Origin of the sequence: Lysinibacillus fusiformis (assembly GCF_003049525.1) — a bacterium.
Taxonomy (GTDB): Bacteria; Bacillota; Bacilli; order Bacillales_A; family Planococcaceae; genus Lysinibacillus; species Lysinibacillus fusiformis.
The window spans coordinates 766,804-790,109 of record NZ_PYWL01000001.1; the positions used below are offsets into that span (position 1 = coordinate 766,804).

Below are 23,306 nucleotides of genomic sequence, written 5' to 3' on the forward strand. Positions count from 1 at the left end.
AGCATAATACCCATTATATACAAAGTTTTAGCCCCTTTGCTAGCTTCAATTACTGTTTTTTATATTACGCATTTTTTTTATGCCAAGATAAAACAAATAGACAGATAATAGTAGTAAAGGAATAGCGCCAATTTGCTTATTATACAGGAAAATGGCTCCCAATACTAAAGCTAATACAATTATGTAGTGAATAGCTGATTTCATCCTCTACCGCGCCTCCCCTTTTTTTTACATTTCTATTATAGCGAAAAAAAAAAGAAGTGCCTAATCCTAAGACTAGACACTAAAAACTAGAGAAGCTTATTACATAAATTAGAAAGAAATGTCAGTAAACTAGTGAGATTGTCTATCTCTGTTTACATATTACGACGATATTGTCCACCAACTTCATACAGAGCCTTCGTAATTTGTCCCAAACTAGCTACTTTAACAGTTTCCATTAATTCAGCAAAGATATTTCCGTTATGGACAGCTACCTCTTGTAATCGGTTAATAGCTGCCTCGCTTTTAGCTTCATTGGCCTTCCAGAAATCTTGTAAATTGTGAATTTGAGTTTCCTTCTCTTCCGTCGATGCACGAGCAATCTCCATATTATCAATATCAGCATCAGAAGTTGGGTTTGGGTTCAGGTAAGTATTAACACCAATAATCGGTAACTCCCCTGAATGTTTTAGCATTTCATAATGCATCGATTCCTCTTGAATTTTCCCTCGTTGGTATTGTGTCTCCATCGCTCCTAACACGCCACCACGATCATTGATACGATCAAATTCTTCGAGGACAGCTTCTTCCACAAGATCTGTCAGCTCTTCCACAATAAATGCACCTTGAAGTGGATTTTCATTTTTCGCTAAGCCATGCTCTTTTGTAATAATCATTTGAATAGCCATTGCACGACGTACAGATTCCTCAGTAGGCGTTGTAATTGCCTCATCATAGGCATTTGTATGCAAGGAGTTACAGTTATCCTGTAAGGCCATCAAAGCCTGTAATGTTGTACGAATATCATTAAAATCAATCTCCTGCGCATGTAGACTACGACCTGAAGTTTGAATATGATATTTTAACTTTTGGGCACGCTCATTTGCGCCATATTTATCGCGCATCACAATCGCCCAAATACGACGAGCTACACGTCCGATTACTGTATATTCTGGGTCAAGTCCATTAGAGAAGAAGAATGATAAGTTAGGCGCGAAGTCATTAATATTCATGCCTCGGCTTAAATAATATTCTACATACGTAAAGCCATTCGCTAATGTGAAGGCTAATTGCGAAATAGGATTTGCTCCCGCCTCTGCAATATGATAGCCAGAAATTGAAACAGAGTAGTAATTACGCACCTTATGGTCAATAAAGTATTGCTGAATATCGCCCATCATACGTAGGGCAAATTCTGTAGAGAAAATACATGTATTTTGACCTTGGTCTTCTTTCAGGATATCCGCTTGTACTGTTCCACGTACGACCTGAAGTGTTTTCTCCCGTGTCTCTGTAAATTCTTCAACTGTCAAAGTACGTCCTAACTCTTGCTCACGTAATTTTATTTGCTGATCAATCGCTGTATTCATGAACATAGCCAAAATGATAGGTGCTGGACCATTAATTGTCATCGATACAGATGTAGAGGGTGCACATAAATCAAAGCCTGCATATAGTTTTTTCATATCCTCTAATGTACAGATAGATACACCTGATTCCCCAACTTTACCATAAATATCTGGTCGGTAATCTGGGTCCTCCCCGTACAATGTTACAGAATCAAATGCTGTAGATAAACGTTTCGCGTCATCATCCTTCGATAAATAGTGGAAGCGTTTATTTGTACGCTCTGGCGTCCCCTCACCAGCAAATTGGCGCTTTGGATCTTCTCCCTCTCGTTTGAATTGGAAAACACCCGCTGTATATGGGAATTCGCCTGGTACATTTTCTCTATAAACCCAGCGCAAAATTTCACCGTAGTCCTCAAACTTTGGTAATACAACCTTTGGAATTTTTGTACCTGAAAGACTTATTGTCTTTAAAATTGTGCGAATTTCTTTATCGCGAACTTTCGTCACAAATTCATCCCCAGCATATGCTTCCTTTAAAGCTTGCCAATTGTCTAATATACGCTTGGATTCAGCCGTTAATTCGTCTCGGACACCTTCTGCTAAAGAATTAAGTGATGTGATAAGTGCATCATCCGGTGCTTTTTCCTTAACTGCAGTGAGTGCCCCTTCTAATTGGAAAAGACGACGAGCAAATGCCACCTGCTGTTCTGTTTTTTTATGATAGCCACGGACTGTATCAGTAAGCTCTCGTAAATAATAACGACGATCATTCGGAATAATTACATCTTGCTTTTGCGTTTTAGCAAATTGCTCATAGCTCGTTTCCCAATCGCTACCAGCTTTTTGGTTAATGATTTGCACTAACGCGGCAAATAAAGCATTTGTTCCTTTATCATTAAATTGGCTAGCGATTGTACCGTAAACCGGCATATTATCAAGTGATTCATCCCAAAGTTCGCGCGAGCGCTGATATTGTTTTTGGACCTGACGTAGTGCATCCTCAGAACCTTTACGCTCAAACTTATTAATAGCAATAACATCCGCAAAATCAATCATATCAATCTTCTCAAGCTGTGTTGGTGCACCAAACTCACTTGTCATAACATACATTGATAAATCGGTATATTTGGTAATCTCGGCATCACCCTGACCAATACCACTTGTTTCAACGATAATTAAATCATAGCCAGCTACTCGTACTACATCTATTACGTCCCCAATGGATGCGGTTAATTCCGTACGAGAGCCTCGTGTAGCTAAGCTACGCATATAGACGCGGTTATTAAAGATGGCATTCATACGAATTCGATCCCCAAGTAATGCCCCACCCGTTTTTTGCTTTGTTGGATCGACGGACAGAATTGCCACATGCTTTTCTGGGAATTCTTTTAAGAAACGGCGAATTAGTTCATCCGTTAACGAAGATTTCCCCGCGCCACCTGTTCCGGTAATACCCATAACAGGTGTTCCTTTTGAACGCTTCCGTGCTTCCTCCAGCATTTTTTTCGTTTCTTCATCGTCATTTGACTCGGCTGCTGTAATTAAATTAGCTAAAATTTCAGGAGTCTCTGTTGTTAAAGACTCTAATTTTTCTAAATAGCTACCAGTTGCAGTAGGAAAATCGGTTCCTTTAATTTGCTCATTAATCATTCCCTGAAGCCCTAAAACGCGGCCATCCTCTGGTGAGAATATTCCCGCAATGCCGTAAGAATGCAGCTCTTTAATTTCACGTGGTAAAATTACTCCACCACCACCGCCATATATTTTTATATGTGGTGCCCCTTTTTCACGCAGTAAATCAAACATATATTTAAAGTATTCCATATGCCCGCCTTGATAAGAAGAAATAGCAATACCTTGTGCATCCTCTTGTATCGCAGCATTTACGACTTCTTCCACAGAACGGTTATGACCTAAATGGATTACTTCCACACCGCTCGATTGCAAAATGCGTCGCATAATATTGACCGAAGCATCATGTCCATCAAAAAGACTCGATGCTGTCACAAAACGTACGTGATTTTTTGGACGATATACTTCTACCTTTGTCATATGAAATCCCCACTCTCTCCCCTTAATGAATAAAAAAAGCCGGCAATTGCAATGTCGCTCTATGCAATTACCGACAAACCCCTAACGAAATATTAAAACCCCTTTATGCCTGAAATGAACAATGTGATTTGCATGTCAATAAACTCATCAATTGAATGTTGGCGATGTAATGCCCATTTGCGGAATGCCCAACTTTGGCCAGACACTACTAAATTATTGGCTGCTAAATGAATTTGCTTGTCTGTCATTGTTATGTCACCAGATTGTACACAGCGCTTTAGCAATCTTTCAAACGTAGCAACCATTTCAAACTCTTTACTAAAGACATAACGTTGCGCTTCTTTTGACAATGATTTTGTTTCTTGATACATGATTGTAAGCTCATCAACCATGCTATCGATTTGCAGGAAATATTCTCGGATCATTTCCTTTAGCTCTTCGATTGTCCCTGCTTTAATCTCGTAACTTGAAAGTCGCTCCATTGCATGATGATAGATACTATCACATACGAGGTAAAGAACATCTTCTTTTGTTCGAATGTACTCATATAAAGTACCGATACTAAAGCCTGCAGCTTTTGCGATTTCTCTCGTTGTGGCCCGATGGTAGCCTTTTTCTTTGAATAACTTAATTGCTCCCTGAATCATTTGCTCACGACGAATGGCGATTAAATTTTCATCTTTTACAGTTGACTGTACTTGGGGCCTTTTATCTTTTTCTGTCATCAATTATTTAGTTAACATACGCGAGATAACGAGACGTTGAATCTCTTGCGTACCTTCATAAATTTGTGTAATTTTCGCATCACGCATAAAGCGTTCTACTGGATAATCTTTTGTATAACCGTAACCACCAAATACTTGAACCGCCTCCGTCGTTACACTCATCGCCGTATCGCCAGCCATTAATTTCGCCATTGCTGATGCCTTACCATATGGTAGGTTATTAGATTCTAACCAAGCCGCTTGATATGTAAGAAGTCGAGATGCCTCAATATGAGTGGCCATATCCGCTAGCTTAAAGGATACACCTTGATTTGCAGTAATGGGTTTACCAAATTGTACACGTTCTTTCGCATAGTCTACTGCTGCATCAAGTGCTCCTTGTGCAATTCCTACAGCTTGAGCCGCAATACCATTTCGTCCACCATCTAGTGTCGTCATCGCAATCTTAAAGCCTTCCCCTTCAGCTCCAAGCAAGTTTTCTTTTGGAACACGACAGTTGTCGAAAATAATTTCTGTCGTAGGAGATGAACGAATTCCTAATTTCTTCTCCTTCTTACCTACAGAGAAACCTTCATATCCCGCTTCAACGATAAATGCGGATGTACCGTTTTTGGCTTCAGGATCTGTTACGGCAAATACAATATATGTATCTGCTACTCCACCATTTGTAATGAAGATTTTTGAGCCATTTAAAATATAATCATTGCCATCACGTTTTGCGTAAGTTTTCATGCCACCCGCATCAGAACCTGATCCTGGTTCTGTTAAACCGTAAGCCCCAATATGCTTTCCTTCAGCCATTGGACGCAGATACTTTTGTTTCTGTTCTTCTGTACCGAACTTATACAGCGGCCAGCCTGCCAGTGATGTATGTGCAGATAATGTTACTCCTGTTGATGCACACACGCGTGATAATTCCTCGACAGCAATGACATATGCCAGATAATCAAATCCAGCTCCACCATATTCCTCTGGCCAAGGAATACCTGTTAAACCAAGCTCAGCCATTTTATCGAAAATGGCACGGTCAAATTCTTCATTTTCATCACGTTCTGCCGCTGTTGGAGCCACTTCATTCATAGCGAAATCTCGAATCATTTCACGTAATTGCTCATGCTCTTCTGTTAACTGAAAGTTCATTGTCCATTTCCCCTTTTTATTAGACTCTGTTCTGTGTAATGGTAAGTTGGATTCAGCGTTTCATTTAGTGATTTTCTTACTATATCCAACGGTTCCCATCCTCTTTATAAGCTACAACCAACACCTTACACCAGGTTTTATTTCAGTAAATGTTTACTAATGACTAGTCTTTGTATTTCACTTGTTCCTTCATATATTTCAGTTACCTTAGCATCTCGGAAATATCGCTCTACTGGGTAATCTTCTGTATAACCATAGCCACCAAATACTTGAACAGCCTCTATTGCTGTTTGGACAGCTGTTCGTGATGCAAAAAGTTTTGCCATTGAAGCTTCAGCGCCACACGGTAAACCTTTCGCACGTAAATTTGCAGCACGGTAGACTAGTAGTTTGGATGATTCAACAGCTGTTGCCATGTCAGCAAGTTTAAAGCTAACACCTTGTTGGGCAACAATCGGTTTGCCAAATTGAACACGTTCTTTAGCATAAGCAGTAGCTGCTTCAAGTGCTGCTTCAGCTATTCCTAAAGATTGTGCAGCAATACCAATGCGTCCCACATCTAAATTAGCCATCGCTATTTTGAAGCCTTCTCCCTCTTCCCCTAAAAGGTTGTCGGCTGGGATACGGCAATTATCGAATGTTAGCTGAACAGTGCGAGAGCCATGCAAGCCCATTTTATGCTCGTCTTTTCCAATAATTAAGCCAGGTGTTCCCTTTTCAACGATAAAGGCAGAAATACCTTTTGTTTTTTCAGCAGGATCCGTTGATGCGAATACAATGTATACATCCGCCTCCCCACCATTAGTAATAAATACTTTGGAGCCATTAATGACATATTCATCACCATCACGGACTGCCTTCGATTGAAGAGAGCCAGCATCTGAACCAGCACCTGGTTCTGTTAAACAAAAGGCACCTAAATATTCACCCGCTGCAAGTTTAGGTACATAACGTTTCTTTTGTTCTTCATTCCCAAAGTAAATGATTGGATTCGTTCCAACCGATGTATGCACCGATAAAATAACTCCCATTACAGCGCTTACCTTTGATAATTCATGAATCGCAATAATATACGATGTAAAATCCATGCCAGAGCCTCCAAGCTCTTCAGGTGTTGTGATACCCATTAAACCAAGTTCACCCATCTGCTGAAGCAGCTCACGTGGAAACTCCCCTGCTTCCATTCGCTCTACCCATGGTTGGATTTTTTCTTGAGCAAAATTACGAACCATATCGCGCATCATAATTTGCTCATCTGTAAATTGCAAATGCATCTATTATGTCACCCCTCTAAGTTGTCCTGTAGCACTTCTATAACCCCATCCCCATAGGATTATTCGTACATGTAAAAGCCTCTTCCAGATTTCTTTCCTAGCCAACCCGCTGCAACATATTTACGAAGCAGTGGACAAGGTCGATATTTACTATCTCCTAGGCCCTCATGTAAAATCTCCATAATGGAGAGACATGTATCTAAACCAATGAAATCCGCCAATGTTAACGGCCCCATTGGATGGTTCATACCAAGCTTCATGACATCGTCAATCGCTTCTTTCGATGCTACCCCTTCATATAAAGCATAAATAGCTTCATTAATCATCGGAAGTAAAATTCGGTTTGAAATAAATCCTGGGAAGTCATTCACTTCAACTGGCGTTTTCGCTAACTTGACAGTCATCTCTTCTACCGCTTTATACACTTCATCAGTTGTAGCTAAACCACGGATAATTTCTACAAGCTTCATAACAGGTACAGGATTCATAAAGTGCATGCCAATAACTTGCTCTGGTCGATTTGTTACAGCGGCAATTTCTGTAATAGGTAGTGAAGAGGTATTCGTAGCTAAAATAGCATGTGACTGTGCAATTCCATCAAGCTGTTTAAAAATGGATTGCTTCACTTCCATATTTTCTACAGCTGCCTCAATGATAATATCTACATCACTAGCATCCTGTAAATCTAGCGACATCGTAATGCGACCTAGAATTGCAGCCTTTTCTTCTTCTGTTTTACGACCCTTTTCTACATCGCGTGATAAATTTTTAGTCATAACACTTAATCCACGCTCGTAAAACTCTTGTTTTATATCGTTCAATTTCACGTCAAAGCCTGCTTGTGCGCAAACCTGTGCAATGCCAGAGCCCATTTGCCCTGCACCAATGACCATTACCTTTTGAATTCCCATCATTTCAGTCCCCCTGTTTTCGGTACTTCAATCATGATTGCATCGCCTTGCCCACCACCTGAACAAATGGCGGCAATGCCGATACCACCGCCTCGACGCTTTAATTCCTGAGCAAGCGTTAAAATAATTCGTGCTCCTGAAGCTCCGATTGGATGTCCTAAAGCAACTGCGCCACCATTAACATTAACCTTTTCTGCATCTAGATCAGCTAACTGCTTACTCACTAAAGCTACCGCTGCAAAGGCTTCATTAATTTCAAACAAATCAATATCTGCTAATGACTTATTCGTCTTTTTTAGCAGCTTATTAATGACCAGTCCTGGTGTTTGAGGGAAATTTTCTGGCTCAATCGCTAGCTCTTCATGACCTATAATTATTGCCAATGGTTCTCTACCTTCGCGTGTCGCACGTTCTTCATTCATGATTACGAGCGCACATGCTCCGTCATTTACGCCAGGTGCATTACCTGCAGTAATGGTACCGTCCTTATCAAAGGCTGGTTTGAGCTTTGCCAGTATTTCTAAAGAAGTGCCTGCTCTTGGTGCCTCATCCGTATTCACAACTAGTGGCTCACCTTTTCGTTGAGGAATCTCAACAGGAACGATTTCTTCTGCAAAATATCCTTTGTCCATCGCCGCTAGTGCACGTTCATGGCTACGAACTGACCAAGCATCCTGTTCCTCACGACTTAGCGAGAATTCTTTAGCTGTCGAGTTACCATAGCTGCCCATATGTGGTCTTGCTGGATCAAAAGCACATGTTAGACCGTCATAAAGCATGCCATCAACCATCGTTGAATCACCCATTCGTAAGCCCGTTCGACCATTTAACAAATAATATGGTGCATTAGACATGGACTCCATTCCACCAGCTACAATTACCTCTTCGTCCCCTAAACGAATCAGTTGATCTGCTAATGTCACTGCACGCATCCCCGACGCACAGACTTTATTAATCGTTTCTGTTTTTACCCCTATTGGCAAATTAGCCTTTATGGCTGCTTGTCGAGAAGGAATTTGTCCCTGTCCCCCTTGTAAAACCGAGCCTAAAATTACCTCATCGACTTCATCAAGTCCCATATTGGCTTTCTCTAATGCACCCTTAATTGCAATGGCGCCTAAATCACTTGCATGTACTGCCGATAAAGAACCACCAAATTTACCAAATGCCGTTCTTGCTCCTGCTAAAATTACAGCTCTATTCAAGTAAAACACCCCTTTTGTTTTACGTTCTCAATGAAGTAGTGAAGCATTTTATTGACTGAACGCTCGCTCGACTTCTATCGATGAAAAATGGGAGTTTTCATTTCAACTCCCATTTCCATTTAATCTTATTCTACAAAACAATTTTTTATTGTGCAATTTATATTTTTCAGATAACTAAAATATTTCTACAATAGCAATCATTTTTCTGCGCTTATTTCACTATTCTCGTTTTGACTTGCATTTTCTACTGTCATCACAACTTCTTCTATAGTTTCTTCTACTTCCTCAGGAGAGTTGTCGACAACCTTTACTTTTTCCCCAAATACTGAACGCTCCAATAACTCTGCTACATCGAATGTGCCAATCGAGTCTTCCACTTCTTTAGCCTTTGTACCATCCTCCAGCATTGTTAAGCAGTAAGGACAGCCAGATGAAATAACTGATGCATTAGTTGCTAAAGCCTGTTCTGTACGAGCTACGTTAATGCGATTGCCGACATGCTCTTCCATCCACATGAGACCGCCACCGGCACCACAGCACATGGCTGTTTCTCGATTACGTTCCATTTCGACTAACTTCACTCCTGGAATGCCACGCAAAATTTCTCGTGGTGCATCATAGACATCATTGTAACGACCTAAATAACATGAATCATGGAAAACAATTGTTTCATGTACCTCGTAATTTAATGCTAGACGATTTTCTTCAATTAACTGGTTTAATAATTCAGTATGATGATATACTTCGCCTTTCCAACCAAAATCTTGGTACTCATTTTTAAAGATATTGTATGCATGAGGATCAATTGTAACAATTTTTTTCACGTCATTTTTAACGAACTCATCAATATTTGCTGTAGCAAGCTCTTGGAATAAAAATTCATTTCCTAAACGACGTGGCGTATCCCCAGAGTTCTTCTCTTTATTTCCTAAAATTGCAAACTTCACACCGGCTTCGTTTAACAGTCGACAGAATGCTAATGCAATTTTTTGAGATCGGTTATCAAATGCTCCCATTGACCCAACCCATAAAAGGTATTCCATTTCCTCGCCAGACTTTTTCAATTCTTTTACTGTTGGGATATGGATTGTTGGGTCTAAATCACGCCAATTTTCTTTTTCTTTACGATTTAATCCCCAAGGATTTCCTTGTCTCTCGATATTTGTCATCGCGCGTTGCGCATCAGGATTTACTTTCCCCTCTGTCATTGTTAAATAACGACGTAAATCAATAATTTTATCAACATGCTCGTTCATTACTGGACATTGATCTTCACAGTTACGACAAGTCGTACAAGCCCAAATCTCTTCCTCTGTAATCACATCACCAATTAAAGATGGACTGTAGATATCTTCAATCACTGCACCTTCAGCCCCAGCTGCCAGCGCAAGCTGATTACCCTTTGTATTGGCAAAGAATTGATAAGGTACCCAAGGCTTTTGCTTTGTGACAACAGCTCCTGTAAATGTTAAATGATCTCGTAATTTCACGATTAAATCCATAGGAGACAGCATTTTTCCTGTCCCTGTAGCTGGACACATGTTTGTACAACGTCCACATTCTACACAAGAATACAGATCGAGCATTTGTTTTTGTGTGAAGTCCTGTATGCGTCCCACCCCAATAGAAGGCATATCGTCTTCACTTTCAGCATTTTCTAATGCCTCAAAATCAATGGGTGTTAAAGTGCCTGTTCGGTCTAAACGATTCATGTAAACATTAAGCGGGCTTACAATTAAATGGAAATGTTTAGATTGTGGTACATACACAAGGAATGTTAATAGAATTAATAAATGTGCCCACCACATGACATAAAACACACCAGCAGCTACTGACGCAGGTAGGAAACCAAAAATAGTAGCAATACTAGAAGCTACTGGTTCTGTATAGGTTAATCCCTCTCCATGCCAAATTAATCCCATACCATTCGCAAGTAACGTCGATACCATTAAGCCACCAATGAAAATTAATACAAGACCGTTTTTCCATCCACGCTTTAAACGTACTAGCTTTTCAACATAGCGGCGGTAAAATGCCCAGACAACCGCTACCAAAATCATTAAGACCACAAGTTCTTGGAAGAATGTAAATACACCATAGAAAATACCAAGCGGTAAATGTGAGCCTGGTGCTAATCCTTTCCAAATTAAATCAATCGCCCCTAGCTGTACCATTAAAAATCCATAGAAAAACATTACATGGATTAAACCACTCTTTGGATCTTTTAATAGCTTGTTTTGGCCAAATACATTGACCATAATATAGCGAAGACGTTCTTTTACACTTTCATCAAACTCAACCTTTTTCCCCAATTGCACATACTTATAGCGTGTTTTCAACAGATAGAAGAACAATCCTACTGCATAAAGTACAACCACGACTGTTAAGACAATGTTAGCAATTAATAATGGACTCATGGTTGGTCCCCCCTCGTTTGTCGTAATTTTTCTCTCTTTGTGATAAATTTGCTAGCTCATACGGAAATGTTCATCACTTCGATATTATATTCCTATTCTAATAAATGAGTGAGCATTCAGTCAACATAAAACGGAAATATTTCTGATAATTTTATATTCTTACATTTTACAAGAAAAAAAGCCACCCTGAATTTTTTCAAAGTAGCATTTTTTACTTTCTGTAGAAAACTAAATTTTATTTTTTAAAAACATTTCCACTGCGAATATATTCAACATCCGCAACATGTAATCGAGCATTTACTACTCGTGCAGCTGCAAATAAATAATCTGATAATCGATTTAAATATTTTTGTACAACTTTTGGCACATCTTCAACTTCTTTCATAAGTGTCACCATTTCACGCTCTGCTCGCCGAGCAACCGTACGCGCAATGTGTAAAGTTGCAGCTGCTGGTGCCCCTCCTGGCAAAATAAAACGTTGTAATGGTGGCGCTTCATCTGAAAGTGCATCAATACGAGCCTCTAGCACCTCAATTGGTTGTTCAGTTAGCTTATAATGTCGTTCTTTCATCACGTTGGCTAGATCACCACCGGCATCGAATAGTTCATGTTGAATAGTTTCTAAATCCGTTAAAATATCCTTGAAAAGTGCTGGATCTAATTCACTTACAGCTTTACCAATAAAAGAATTTAATTCATCAATAGCCCCATACGTTTCAACACGTAAACTATCTTTATCAACGCGTCCTCCTATAAGACTTGTTTTACCCGTATCCCCTGTTTTTGTGTACAGCTTCATTTCGCTCATCTCCTAAAATTGATTTTTGTAATTTCTGATAGCCTGAACCGTAGTTTCAAAAACACCCTTTGCAATCATTTTACCAACTTCCGTAATGGGACCACCATATAACATTTCTGTCCCTTTTTGAGTTGCTGCAATTAAAAGGCTATCTGTAGCAGTACCTGTAGCAATTGTTCCACTACGCTCATCACGAATATTTTCTGATTGCATAGCCTTCGTTTTCGCTTCTGTAGCTGTCATCATGGCCTGAAAAAATGCTTCCTCCGATAAACAGCCGTTGATAATTACCCATGTATTAATAGTACCAATATATGGTTCATCCTGCCTTTCGTGCACACGAGATACATCTACTGCATTCCCTACACCAGCAGTAACAGCTACTATCACACTGCCAAATGGTGCAGGTAACTCATTGATCGCCACAAGAGCTGTTGGCACTGCTGTCAGCATGACAACTGTATTCGTAGGCGAAAAATGGCCTCTTTGCAAAAATTCATTAACCTCTCTCTTTACATCACTAATCACATAATCACTAGGAACAGAGCGGTTTAACAAGCAATTATGCCACCCAATTCCAGGGTTATGGACAGCAGAGGATACAGTTTTTATAGGAATCTCTGACTGGAGCTGAATAAACTGTTCCGTTATTATAAAATGTTCTTTTTTTATTACAGCGCGCTGTTGATAGTCGCTTGCTGCAGGCATCATCGTAATTTGTGGTTTAGGTATTTCTGGATGAGCATAAGTAGCTACTCGTGCTTGATAAATTTCTTCTATCTGAGAAGCAATTAATACTTCATGTGGTGCCCCAAAAGCTCTCATTTGTCCACTTTCCATGAGCAATAATTCATCACAATAGAGAGAGGCTAAATTCATATCATGTAATACCATCACTACCGTTAAACCACACTCTACAGCTTCCTTCCGCACCATATCTAAAATTTGCCGCTGATGGGCAATGTCTAAATGATTTGTCGGCTCATCTAGCAGTAAAATTTCCGCAGTTTGAGCAAGGGCCTGTGCAACAAAAACTCTTTGCTGTTCGCCACCCGATAAAAATTCCATCGGTGTATGCTCATAACGTTTTATGCCTGTTTGTAGCATTGCATGTTGAACCGCTTGCTCATCTTGCTCAGACCAACTTGAAAAAAAACCTGATTGATGTGGATAACGTCCAAGCGAAATAGCCTCTCTAACACTGTTTGAAAAAGCATTCGCATGGAGCTGTGGTAAAACAGCCATTTTTTTTGCTAAAGCACGGGCATTGTAGGAAAGAATGCTTTGTCCATCAATAGAAATCGTGCCCTCAACTGCTGGTAGAATACCACTCATTACCTTTAATAATGTTGATTTCCCACTACCATTTGGCCCTAAAATGCCAAGAATCTTTCCTTTTTCAACTGTAAAGCTTATATCCTTGACGATCGGTACGTCTTCATAACCACCTGATAGATGTTCAACAACAATCACGCCCGTACCCCCTTGCCTCTTCGTTGCTTATAAAAAATATAGGAAAAAACAGGCGCTCCAATAAATGCCGTAATGACACCAATGGGCAGTTCCCTTGGCAAGATGATGGTTCTTGCAACTAAATCACAAATAATAAGTAATGTTGCCCCATTAAAAAATGATAATGGGAGTAAATGACGGTGATCAGAGCCCCAAATCATTCTTGTCATATGTGGTACAACTAACCCTACAAAGCCAATTGTGCCTGAAACAGCAACTGCTGCTCCAGTTAGCATGGAGCCACCTACTAAAATCAAATACTTACTTTTCTTTACATTGACACCTAAATGCTTCGCTCTTTCTTCCCCATATAACAGAACATTAAGCTCACGTCTCTGAGTCCACAGCATAAGGGAACCAACAATGACAAATGGAATAATCATTTGAACATATGGCCAACCACGCATAGAAACAGAACCGAGTAGCCAGCCGATTACTTGGCGTAGCTCCTCTCCCGATAAAGCAATCATTAACGAGATTAACGATCCTAAAAATGAACTAAAGATAACTCCTGTTAAAATCAGTGTTTCCATCTTTAAAGAACGGTCTACTACTCTAGCAAAGCTCATCACAATCACCATTGTAATAATTGCGCCTATCATGCTAAAGGTAGGTAAGGCATACAAGCCTACAACAGGTATAGAAATATTAAAAAAAATTGTCATGACTGCGCCGACAGAAGCACCAGATGAAATACCTAATGTATATGGATCTGCTAATGGATTTTTGAGCAAGCCTTGGAAAGCCGCTCCCGCAATGGCGAGAGAAGCTCCTACTAGCCCCGCTAAAAGCACACGGGGCAACCGAATTTTCCAAAAGATATTGGCAGCTGTTTCATCAACTGACTGATTCCACAGCACTTCTATCGGAATATGAACAGAGCCTATAGCTACGCCACACCAGATGCTAATGATAAGAAGCGTACATGTTAATACATAGGCTGTTGCTATTTTTTTCACTTAAATACCTCAGGGTAGATAGCTTTTGCTAATTCCTCAAGGCCATCCGCTAAACGTGGTCCCTGACGGCTTGTTGTGCTTTCATCTACTTGCACAATAGCATTATTTTTCACTGCATTAATTGTATCGAAACCAGCACGCTTTGGTATTTTTGTTAAAATATCAGGTACATAACTATATGTCACCACGATGACATCTGGATTTTTTGTGATAATTTGTTCTGCACCAATTTCATACCAATTATCACCGTCTGCTGCTACATTTTTTGCATGGATCATCTCCAGCATTGCGTTCATAAATGTGCCTTGACCAGCTGTATAAACATTAGGTTCATCAGAGGCTTCTACAAAAACGTTCTTAGGTTCAACGTCTTTCACTTTCCCCTGAACCTCTTCCACTTTCGCCTTCATGTCAGCAATGATTTTTTCAGCTTCTGGTAATTTCCCTGTAGCACGCCCAAGCTGTTCAATCGTTGTATAGGTTTCATTAAAATCTTGGGCATTTTTTACAACAAATACTTTCACGCCCGCAGATTCTAGCTGTGCTATGGCTGATTCCGAAAGAGACATGCTAGATTCATGTGCAAAAACGATATCTGGCTTTAAGGCAATAATTTGTTCAATATTGTACTCCATGCCACCAACCTTATCCTTTTCAACTACCTCTGGTGGATAATCGTCGTTGTCTGTAACCCCTACGATTTCATCCTTTAAACCTAGGCCAAACAATATTTCTGTATTACTTGGAATAAGTGACACTATTTTCTTAGGAGGAGCCTCTAGTGTAATACCCTTCCCAATAGCATCCGTTATAGTCATAGGGAATGTTGCTTCTTCCGCCTTAGATGTTTCTTGTTGTGTTTGCTCTTCTGTAGGTGTGGAATTGTCTTTTTGCGCCTCTTGTCCACAAGCTGCTAGCAACCCTATCGTTAAAAATGCCGATACCCCTATTTTCCAAAATTTCTTCATGTGAATCCTCCTTCGTTGATTTGTGCGTTCATGTGTTAGAAGTATTCCTCCATCAAAATAAGACCCCTCATCTTCGAATGATGAGGGGTCAAAATCGCACCAAAAAACTGATACAAAATCCACCATCCTATCCTCGTAGGCTGTCATGTCTATGCTATAAAGGCAGGTCTCCTGGCTTGTGCTCAGTACGTTTTTTCAAGCCTTCCCGAAATCTTCAGTGGCATCATTTGAAAAAACTCACACTTACAGTGGCGGGACCGCATCGGAATTACACCGATTTCCCTTTTCACTTTACTTAAGTAAAGAACCTTTATAATATTCAGTTGATTTTATTATACATGAAATTAAAAAAAGTCGCCTCTATATCAAGGCGACTCCAAAGGTTATTAGACGATTTCAGCAAAATACTGTACGGTTTTCATCGGAGCACCGATCGTTCGTAATGACCAAGTTTGCTCTAAATAAACATCCGCTAGTTTATCATATTTCCCACCAAACTTTTGTGCCCACTCAACGGCTATGACACTTTCATATAATTGAGCCATTTTTTTGGCAACATCCTTTGCTTCAAACGTTTTTGTCGCTTCATCGAGAGTACTAAAAATTTGTAAGGTTGCCGATAGTTTAGTTAATTGCTCTTGAACGATTTTCACTAATGAATGGTCTGTTAATACTTCTAATCGCTTGCTCATCTCTTGAACAAACAATTCATGTGCCCTGTATTTATCCACTAAGCGAATAAGCTCCAAAGCTAGTATATTAGCCGTACCCTCCCATACCGTCAGCACTTGCGCATCTCTCAGTAAGCGTGGTGTTACAAAGTCCTCAATATAGCCATTCCCGCCATGTAGCTCAATTGCTTCACTTGCATAATGGACCGCCTGCTCTGCCGTTTCCTTTTTCATAATGGCAATATATAAACGGTTCATGATGATGTCTTGCTCTGTTCCCTGACCACTTGTCACTTTATCGTATAATTGAATAAGATCAAAAATCGTGGCTACTTCTACATGCAGCTTAGCGGCATATTTACCCAATGTATCCTGGATCATAGGATACTGTGTTAAAGGTTTACCAAAGGCATATCGATTTGACACATAATGCTTCGCCTCTAAGAAGCCACGGCGCATAATACCAATGGATGCCACAGCATTACAAATTCTTGATAAATTAAGCGCCTCCAGCATATAATAAATCCCTTTATTTTGATCACCAACTACATAAGCGAGTGCTCCATCAAACTCAACCTCACCAGATGGAACGGCTTTCACACCTAATTTATCTTTTAGTCGTCGAATACGAAGTTGGTTAGCCGTTCCATCTTCATTACGCCATGGAACTGCAAATAGAGTTAATCCTTTAGAGCCTGCTTGTGCACCCTCTATTCGTGCCAATACCATTGCAACCCCACACATCCCTGCATTGGAGGCGAAATACTTTTCACCATAGAGGCGGTATTCATTCCCCACAAGTTTTGCTTCTACTACATTCGCACCAACATCTGAGCCTCCTTGTCGCTCTGTTAAAAATGTCGCTCCCTCATATAGCTCCATATCGCCTGTTGCACAAACATGCGGTAAGAAGCGCTGCTTAACTCCTTCCTCTGCATAATGGTCTAATAAATAGGCAGTAGCCATCGTTAACGTCACAGGGCAATAAAAACCGGGCTCCGCATGTGACAGTAAATAACCTTGCGCAAAACTATAGACATAATTCCCTTTGTGACCTAGTTGGGGAATATCTTTATGCACATAGCCAACAATCCCCGTATTATATGTCTCCTCGATTGTTTTTTTGTAGCCGTCATTGACCCATACCTCTGAAACCTCTTCGCCATAGGCATTATACCTTTGAAGGCGAGGCTCTCCTTGTCGATCAGTATGTTTCGCCCTCACATCTATAGCACCCGCACATAGCTCACCAAAGTCCGTCAATTCCCGATGCGCATAAGATAAAAATTCTTTATCGAGCATCATTTCCAACACTTTTTGAAGCGTATCATCATCTGTAAAGAAATTGCTTGTGCCTGCTATTTCCTGTTGTAAAACTTTCATGCTATCTCACCTCTTGTCCTTTCAAAGATTGTTTTAAAATTTTGCCTGACGCATTCCTTGGTAGCGCTTCCACTTTTTCGAAAATACGCGGTATCTTATACTTAGCAAGCTGCCCCTCTAAATAATCTTTTAGAGCCTCTTCATCAATATCCTGTTTAGCGGAATAAACAGCCTTCACTGTCTCTCCCCATTGTGGATGTGGAACACCAACCACTGCCGCTTCAAATATCCCCTCAAAGCTTAAAAGGCAATCTTCAATTTCTTTCGGATAAATATTGACTCCTCCCGAAATAATCACATCTTTTTTTCGATCAACAATCCAAATAAAGCCGTCTTCATCCTTACGAGCTAGATCACCTGTTTTTAACCAACCGTCTATAAAGGCCGCATTGGTTGAAGCTTCATCTCTGTAGTAGCCAAGCATATTACCCTCACCAAATAAAACGATTTCCCCTACTTCTCCTGCTGGTACATCTTCGCCACTGTCGTTAACAATACGTATCTCTGTACCTAAAGGTGCTCGCTGTCCAATACTCCCAGCCTTTCCTTCATGCTCCTTGCCAAATAGCAATGATCCACTTGGCCCCGCCTCTGTTAATCCATATACGCATGTTAAATTAGTTGTGCGGAATGACTGTTGAATGAAACGAACTTCGTTTTCAGATAAAGGTGCACCTCCATATACCCACCATTTCATGGAGGACAAATCAGCTGATTGCAATCTCGGCATCTGTGCTGTTAATAAATAAGCAACAGGTGCGCCAAAGAAATGAGTCGTTTTTTCCTGTTCAATGGAATCCATTAATAAATCTGGTGTAAAAGTTGGCGTTAACACATTTGTAGAGCCTACAAATACACCTGCCATTAAAAATAAATGCAATGGAGCCGAATGAGTTAATGGCATCATTAGCAATATACGGCTTTCAGGCTTTACCTCCATTTCAACTGCAATCATTTGTGCAACCGTTAAAATATTACGATAGCTAAACAATACGCCCTTTGGTTTCCCAGTCGTACCTGATGTGTACAAAATGGTCGAAGCATCATCTTCGTTTAACTGACATTCAATCGTTTGGGAACTGGCACTTTGAATCATTGTTTCATAATGAAGCCAGCCTGCTACTTGTTGGCCTGTTTTAATTTTTAACGGGATTACGGCAATATGCTGGACTGCCGCAAAAATGGCTTCATGTGCAATAATCACCTTTGCCTCAGCATGCTGTGCCACATACTCTACTTCTTGTAATGTAAACTTAGCATTGACTGGGACGACAATAGCACCCATTCGCTGAATAGCAAAATAGCTCACGACAAACTCTACAACGTTAGGCATAAAAATCAGAACTTTATCTCCCTGCCTTACACCCTGTTCTAATAATGCATGACTAAAACGGGTCACTTGCTCATCTAAATCATGATAGGTCACTCTTCTACCATGACAAATAACGGCTTCCTTTGTTGGATACTTACGGGCATTACGTGCTAATAAATCGGAACTATTCATCGTGCATCTCTCCCCTTAAAGTCGTTAATTTCTCATTAAACATGCCATGCATTTGTTGTAATTCATTTCTCATTTGCGTAAGCTCAGCTATTTTCCTATCAATCTCCTGTATCTTTTGCTCTCCGTATTCAACGGTTCGCTCCAATTGCTGAATTCCTGAGCGATCAAAATCAAAAAGTAACACCATTTCCTTGATCTCCTCCAGTGAAAAGCCGTAACGCTTTCCTCTGAAAATAAGCTTGAGCTTCGCAGATTCTTTTTTCGAAAAGGTTCGTTGATTCGTAGATGAACGTTGAGGACAAAGAAGCCCAAGCTCCTCATAATAACGAATTGTACGTGTGGACACATCGAACTCCTTAGCCACCTCTTGAATCGTCTTCATAATCGTCTCCCCCTCCTGATTGGCAACAGTATACCATTGACGTTAACGTAAACTTCAACAAAATTTTCGAAATTAACAGAAAAATATAGTTCGAAGCAGAAATTTTAATGATTAGCCATTACTCTCGTATCACTAACTACCATAATTTAATGTGTTAACTTGCTTTCTATCCATAAAAAAACCCCTAACACTTTTCCTGTTAGGGGCTAAGATAGACTATTACATTTTTTCTGGTGCTGACACGCCGATTAAACGAAGCGCATTAGCAATTGTTGTACGAACTGCAGTAATTAATGCTAAGCGAGCTTCTGTTAGCTCTTTGTTTGAAGCATCTAATACTTTTTCTGCATTATAGAAACTATGGAAAGCAGCCGCTGTTTCTTGAATATAATTTGCGATACGGTGTGGTGTACGATGTTTAGCCGCGTCAGCTACCACTTGTGGGAAATCGCCTATTTTTTTCAATAAATCAATTTCCTTTTCAGCTGTTAATAGGTTTAGGTTTTCACTTGTAGCAGCAAAACCTTGTTCATTGGCAGAGCGTAAAATTGATGAAATACGTGCATGTGCATATTGTGCATAATACACTGGGTTTTCATTAGATTGCGATACGGCAAGGTCAAGGTCAAAATCCATATGAGAATCGCCTGCTGTTTTTACGAAGAAGTAGCGAACTGCATCTAAACCAACTTCTTCCACAAGCTCGCGCATTGTTACCGCATTGCCTGTACGTTTAGACATTTTGAATTTTTCACCGTTTTTATAAAGCTGAACCATTTGAATTACTTCTACTTCTAATGTATCACGATCATAGCCTAATGCTTGAATGGCAGCCTTCATACGTGGAATATAGCCGTGATGGTCTGCTCCCCAAATATTGATTAATTTATCAAAGCCACGGACAATTTTATCCTCATGATAGGCGATATCTGGCGTTAAATATGTGAACGAACCATCGTTTTTAATTAATACACGGTCTTTATCATCACCAAAAGTTGTTGAGCGGAACCAAGTAGCACCATCCTCTTCAAACACATGACCATTTGCTTTTAATTTATCTAATGCCACTTCAATTTTTCCGTTTTCATATAGAGACGTTTCAGAATACCAAACATCAAAGTTTACACGGAAGTTTGCTAGGTCTGTTTTTAATTTATCTAATTCTAACGCTAAACCATGCTGACGGAAGAATGCAAAACGCTCTTCATCTGATTTAGTTAGGATTGCATCACCATGCTCTTTTGCTAGCTTGCCAGCAATTTCAATAATATCTGGGCCGTGGTAGCCGTCTTCTGGCATTTCGGCATCCATTCCTAATGCCTGCTTATAACGTGCTTCTAATGAGTTTGCAAGGTTATTAATTTGGTTCCCTGCATCATTAATATAGTACTCACGAGAGACACTGTAGCCAGCCATATCTAATACATTACATAATGAATCTCCAACAGATGCCCCACGCGCATGTCCTAAATGAAGATCTCCTGTAGGGTTAGCCGAAACGAACTCTATTTGAACCTTCTCCCCTGCGCCTGCATTTGAACGACCATAGTCTGCGCCTTGCTCGATAACCTGTGTAACTACCCCTGTTAGGAAATCTTTACGCACTGTGATATTCATGAAACCAGGACCAGCAATATCAATTTTCTCAATATCTGTTCCTTCAGTATCCAGATTTTCTAAAATAGCTTCCGCAATTGCACGAGGTGGCTTCTTCGCTAACTTTGTTAATTGCATAGCAATGTTTGTTGCATAGTCACCATTTGCTTTGTCCTTTGGTGTTTCCAAGTGAATTGTTAATTCTGTGTCAGCCTCCACTAAGCCTGCTTTTTTCACGGCTTGAGCCAACGCTGCTTTTATAGCCTGTTGTACTTGTTCTACTGCGTTCATCATTGTACCTCCGTAAATGTAATATCTAATGTATAATTGCCAACAGATTGCCCACCCATTAGTAAATCGTACTGTACATGGAAATCTCCGCTTACTGCCCTGTTCGTAAATGACATTTTCTTCGTGTCGATAACGAGTGGCATGGAGCCAAACTCACCTTCATAATGCCCTTTTTGCTGTTCAATTATGTTCAGTGGTAACCGCATACTGACAGCACCAGCACGCATAATAAGCGCCTTCTCATGGCCTAACTTCATAGTCGTGCGGATGGTTTTATCCTCCTGCACCTCATCATATTTCAAATACAAGCTTCCTGCTTTTTCAAGTAGCTGCCCTTTGAGCCGCATTTCATAACTTTCGGATTCTCCATCACTTGGGCGAATCGTAGAAATGAGCGTAATGTTTACTTGCGATCTTACTTCGTTCGCCATAACGGACGCTCCCTTTTTAGTCTTTTACTATAACCTTTTTATTATAGGATGAATGCCATTGTTTTTTCAAGATAGAAGTCAACTAGAGCGCAACTACTACGGATAATTGAGCAATAAAAAAATCCTCCCTTCTAATGAAGAGAGGATTTATGCAATTTATCTATACCATTTTTTAATAATTAATTGCTGAACCGTTAATAATAAAGCACTTACTGTCCAATATATTGGAATAATCGCTGGATTAAACAAACTAAAAATAAGGATCATGATGGGATTAATGAACATCATAATCTTCATATTTATTGGTTGATTTTTATCTAACGAGAGCCAACTTTGCATGAAGTAGATGACACAAGCTATTATTGAAATCCCGATATCCACTGTGCCCAAATTCATCCAAAGGAAATTTTCACTGGCAATCACTGTATCTAGCTTAATCGCATAGTACAGTGAAAATAACACAGGCAATTGAATGATGATTGGTAAACAACCTAATAATGAGCTTTTCAATGAATCTGAAGTTAATTCTTGTATTTTTTGTTGAACCATTATTTTTTCAGATTCATCATGACTATTCTTCAATTTAGCAGTAAGCTCATCTAGTTCAGGTTTAATGGATGTCATTAAATCTTTTGAATGTTTTTGGTGCTTGGCCGATTTAATAAAAAGCGGCATAAGTATTGCTCTCACTGCAATCGTGATACTAATAACACCTATTGCATAGCTTCCTGTAAAAGAATGGATAAAATGAATGAAATAAATAATAGGTTGCGTTAAAAAAGTAAACAATGATTCTCCTCCTAGTTTTAAAGTTTACATCAAACTAGGAGACACACTTTCTTCCTCATTGTTTTCTGACGTTCTTATACAGAGAACGAACCACGTTAGCAAAGGTGGAGTCCAAGTATTAGTGATGTCATAATCTACTTCAATTTCTTCATCTTGTATGTCTTGAACCATGAATTTATTGGCGAAATATAGCTGTAAATTAACACAGAGAACTGTTAAAACGAACGAAGCCAATAGCCAAAAATATTCCATTGTACTCATAAAAATAAATATATCATTCATGAGAAGAGACCAAATCACAATACCCCTCCTTCCCTTTTTATATACAAAAAATTATATTCGTATTGTGAATATTGAGTCAAATAATACCTTTACTTTTTTGAAACGACTAAAAAAAATGGGGCTAGCCATAGCTACCCCCATCTAATCATAATTATTTTACCCAGCCTAATATGGAAGGTTTGCAAGGTGAACACAAAAGACTAATGAACCCTTGATATATCAACGTTTTAAGTATCTATCCCCATTTTGTATAATGCAGAATACTGCATGTAATAGCATTGATTTGGGGCTAAGCGGGGCTAAATTGGGGCTAAAAAAATAAGGCGAGCGTGTGTACAGGAATGTGTAAGTAAAAAAAGATTGAGGCCAACCGCTTCAATCTTTTTTCATATTATTGGATCTTGATTGTTGTATTCTTATTCAAACTAAAAATACAAAAAAGAAAAAGCCTTGATACAAGGC

The 23,306-nt window shown here is 39.7% G+C and carries 18 protein-coding genes and 1 riboswitch; all 18 genes read right to left on the reverse strand.

What is annotated here, in order from left to right; translation table 11 throughout:
- Nucleotides 1-356: 356 nt before the first annotated feature.
- A complete protein-coding gene (gene icmF, locus C9J29_RS03630) occupies nt 357-3,605 on the reverse strand; it encodes a fused isobutyryl-CoA mutase/GTPase IcmF (protein WP_107921624.1) in 3,249 nt (1,082 codons plus the stop codon).
- A 92-nt stretch (nt 3,606-3,697) separates the two neighbouring features.
- Complete coding sequence (locus C9J29_RS03635) at nt 3,698-4,330, reverse strand: TetR/AcrR family transcriptional regulator (RefSeq protein WP_025114794.1); 633 nt, start codon at nt 4,328-4,330, stop codon at nt 3,698-3,700.
- A gap of 3 nt (nt 4,331-4,333) precedes the next feature.
- Complete coding sequence (locus C9J29_RS03640; RefSeq protein WP_107921625.1) at nt 4,334-5,470, reverse strand: acyl-CoA dehydrogenase; 1,137 nt, start codon at nt 5,468-5,470, stop codon at nt 4,334-4,336.
- 137 nt (nt 5,471-5,607) lie between these two features.
- The gene (locus tag C9J29_RS03645; RefSeq protein WP_008179034.1) at nt 5,608-6,744 is read right to left on the reverse strand and encodes an acyl-CoA dehydrogenase; all 1,137 of its coding nucleotides are present in this window, start codon (nt 6,742-6,744) and stop codon (nt 5,608-5,610) included.
- Between the two features lie 59 nt (nt 6,745-6,803).
- Entirely contained in the window at nt 6,804-7,655 is an 852-nt protein-coding gene (locus C9J29_RS03650) for a 3-hydroxybutyryl-CoA dehydrogenase (protein ID WP_008179037.1), read from the reverse strand.
- Complete coding sequence (locus C9J29_RS03655; RefSeq protein WP_008179039.1) at nt 7,655-8,860, reverse strand: acetyl-CoA C-acetyltransferase; 1,206 nt, start codon at nt 8,858-8,860, stop codon at nt 7,655-7,657. The genes C9J29_RS03650 and C9J29_RS03655 overlap by 1 nt, the downstream gene beginning before the upstream one ends.
- A gap of 197 nt (nt 8,861-9,057) precedes the next feature.
- The gene (locus tag C9J29_RS03660) at nt 9,058-11,277 is read right to left on the reverse strand and encodes a heterodisulfide reductase-related iron-sulfur binding cluster (RefSeq protein WP_107921626.1); all 2,220 of its coding nucleotides are present in this window, start codon (nt 11,275-11,277) and stop codon (nt 9,058-9,060) included.
- 235 nt (nt 11,278-11,512) lie between these two features.
- A complete protein-coding gene (locus C9J29_RS03665; protein WP_043990553.1) occupies nt 11,513-12,076 on the reverse strand; it encodes a cob(I)yrinic acid a,c-diamide adenosyltransferase in 564 nt (187 codons plus the stop codon).
- A 12-nt stretch (nt 12,077-12,088) separates the two neighbouring features.
- Complete coding sequence (locus tag C9J29_RS03670) at nt 12,089-13,549, reverse strand: adenosylcobinamide amidohydrolase (protein ID WP_089986054.1); 1,461 nt, start codon at nt 13,547-13,549, stop codon at nt 12,089-12,091.
- Entirely contained in the window at nt 13,546-14,547 is a 1,002-nt protein-coding gene (locus C9J29_RS03675) for a FecCD family ABC transporter permease (RefSeq protein WP_008179045.1), read from the reverse strand. The genes C9J29_RS03670 and C9J29_RS03675 overlap by 4 nt, the downstream gene beginning before the upstream one ends.
- Nucleotides 14,544-15,515: an ABC transporter substrate-binding protein gene (locus tag C9J29_RS03680; protein WP_107921627.1), complete on the reverse strand. Its 972-nt coding sequence runs from the start codon at nt 15,513-15,515 to the stop codon at nt 14,544-14,546. Before C9J29_RS03680 ends, C9J29_RS03675 begins: the two co-directional genes overlap by 4 nt.
- Nucleotides 15,516-15,659: 144 nt before the next feature.
- Nucleotides 15,660-15,842: riboswitch (cobalamin riboswitch) on the reverse strand.
- 59 nt (nt 15,843-15,901) lie between these two features.
- The gene (locus tag C9J29_RS03685; protein ID WP_107921628.1) at nt 15,902-17,569 is read right to left on the reverse strand and encodes an acyl-CoA dehydrogenase family protein; all 1,668 of its coding nucleotides are present in this window, start codon (nt 17,567-17,569) and stop codon (nt 15,902-15,904) included.
- Between the two features lies 1 nt (nt 17,570).
- Nucleotides 17,571-19,073, reverse strand: coding sequence for a class I adenylate-forming enzyme family protein (locus tag C9J29_RS03690; RefSeq protein WP_107921629.1), 1,503 nt, complete (start codon nt 19,071-19,073; stop codon nt 17,571-17,573).
- Complete coding sequence (locus tag C9J29_RS03695) at nt 19,066-19,455, reverse strand: MerR family transcriptional regulator (protein ID WP_089986052.1); 390 nt, start codon at nt 19,453-19,455, stop codon at nt 19,066-19,068. Before C9J29_RS03695 ends, C9J29_RS03690 begins: the two co-directional genes overlap by 8 nt.
- A gap of 219 nt (nt 19,456-19,674) precedes the next feature.
- Complete coding sequence (gene argS, locus C9J29_RS03700) at nt 19,675-21,342, reverse strand: arginine--tRNA ligase (RefSeq protein ID WP_107921630.1); 1,668 nt, start codon at nt 21,340-21,342, stop codon at nt 19,675-19,677.
- Entirely contained in the window at nt 21,342-21,773 is a 432-nt protein-coding gene (locus tag C9J29_RS03705) for a YwiB family protein (protein WP_008179055.1), read from the reverse strand. Before C9J29_RS03705 ends, argS begins: the two co-directional genes overlap by 1 nt.
- Before the next feature lie 156 nt (nt 21,774-21,929).
- Nucleotides 21,930-22,562 (reverse strand): YidC/Oxa1 family membrane protein insertase, encoded by a 633-nt coding sequence (locus C9J29_RS03710; protein WP_089986050.1) that lies wholly within the window; start codon nt 22,560-22,562, stop codon nt 21,930-21,932.
- Nucleotides 22,563-22,586: 24 nt separating this feature from the next.
- Nucleotides 22,587-22,862, reverse strand: coding sequence for a hypothetical protein (locus C9J29_RS03715; protein ID WP_089986049.1), 276 nt, complete (start codon nt 22,860-22,862; stop codon nt 22,587-22,589).
- Nucleotides 22,863-23,306 lie beyond the last annotated feature (444 nt).